Source organism: Frankia sp. CoWAU3, assembly GCF_977971855.1.
Map to the genome: position 1 here is coordinate 1 of NZ_CDWWXB010000296.1, position 1,669 is coordinate 1,669.

Consider the following 1,669-nt stretch of genomic DNA (forward strand, 5'->3'; position numbering starts at 1 on the left):
CGGCGGCGGGCGCGTCCGCCGGCAGGCGCCCGACGTGACCGGCGAGGGCCGTGGCGGCCGAGGCGTAGTTCCACAGCCCGTCGCTGCACAGCACCATCCGTCCCGGCCCGGTGAGGGGCAGCGAGACGACGCGCGGTACCGCCGACTCGCTGCCCGTCCCGATCCAGTGGGTGATGGTGTGGGCGCCGGGCGCCGGGCGCCGTCTCGGCCAACTCGGCCGGAAGCAGGCCGGCCCGCACCGCCTCGGCCGCCAGCGTGTCGTCCTCGGTCAGCAGGTGCGCGCCCCGCGGGCCGAGTAGGTAGGCTCGGCTGTCCCCGAGCCAGCCGACGGCGAGCCGGTCCGCCGTCACGATCGCCGCGACGAACGTGCAGGCCGGCGCGTCGTCGGGGCTGGTGATCGAGGCGACGGCGCTGCGCTGGGCGGTCGCGGTCGCCGCCCGCAGCGCGGCGTTCTCCCAGGGGACGCCGCTGCCCGTCGGCTCGGGAGACCTCGGCGTGCCCACGGCGTCGGCCAGGAAGGCGGTGGCGTCCCGGGCGGCGGCCACGGCGGCCGGTCCCGAGCCGGGAGCCGTCGACACCCCGTCGCACACGACCGCCACGACCGCCGGGCGGGCCGGGCCGGGCAGGTCGGCTGGCCCGGGCGGGCCGACGACGGCGAGGGCGAACCCGTCCTCGTTGCTCCGGTGGACGAGACCGCGGTCCGACACGCCGGCCGCGATCGTCAGATCGACATCGATCCGGTCGCCGGGCTCGCGGCCGGCCGCCGTCAGGGCCACGCCGCAGCGTTCGCAGAACCGGTCGTCGGGAAGGACCGGCGCCGCGCAGCCGGGGCAGCGTCCCGCCAGGCCGGGGTCCCGTGGCCCCGGCGCCGGTCCCGGCCGCTGTCCGGCGTTCATACCAGGGTCCGCGGGCGGACACGGTTGGCGAGGTCGACGAGGGCGTACCGCTCGTCGGTGGTCGCGGCCAGCCGGGCGAGCTCCCGGTAGGCGCGTTCCAGGCCGAAGCGCAGGTCCGCTTCCCGCAGTGCGGCACCGGCGACCGTGACGCCCGGGTCCACCGGGAGCGTGCCGGCCGCCACCAGGTCGAGCGCGGTGGTCAGCAGATCCCGGGTGAGAGCGGCCCGGCAGCCCGGGTCGAGGTCCAGGCCGGCCAGCACGTCCGACGCGGCCATGATGCCGGCCCGATTGGGGACGCCGGCCACGGTCACCGTGCCGAGTACCCGGGCCAGCCGGATCTGGGCGTCGACGTGGGCGGCCGAGGCCGGTGGTACCCGGCGGTAGGCGGCCACCGCACCGTCGCGGTCGCCCGCGGCGATCCGCACCCGCGCCAGCCCGAACGCCGCGCCGGTGAACGCGTCGTCGGTGCGCGACACCAGGTCATACAGCTGCTGCGCCCGGGGGAGGTCACCGGCGGCCTCCGCGGTGCGCGCCAGCGCCAGCTTCGGCGCGAGCTCGCCCGGGACCTCGTCGTAGACCCGGTCGAACGCGCCGCGGGCCGCGGCGGTGTCGCCGTCGGCGAGTGCCAGCAGCCCGCGCTGCCAGTCCACCCGCCACTCGAAGGGGTCCTCCGCCTCGATCTCGGCGAGCATCTCGCTGGCGGCGGCGGTCCGACCCAGGCGCATCCGCAGGTCGGCCAGGCGCAGGCGCGCCCCGACGCTGGTGGTTCCCAT

The 1,669-nt window shown here is 78.0% G+C and carries 2 protein-coding genes; both read right to left on the reverse strand.

Annotation, left to right across the window (positions count from 1 at the left end):
- Positions 1 to 896: PP2C family protein-serine/threonine phosphatase (locus AC08ON_RS17420; RefSeq protein ID WP_476617367.1), on the reverse strand; the 896-nt coding region annotated here is incomplete at its 3' end.
- Positions 893 to 1,669 (reverse strand): tetratricopeptide repeat protein (locus tag AC08ON_RS17425; RefSeq protein ID WP_476617368.1); only part of this gene is annotated, 777 nt, incomplete at its 5' end. The genes AC08ON_RS17425 and AC08ON_RS17420, both read right to left, overlap by 4 nt.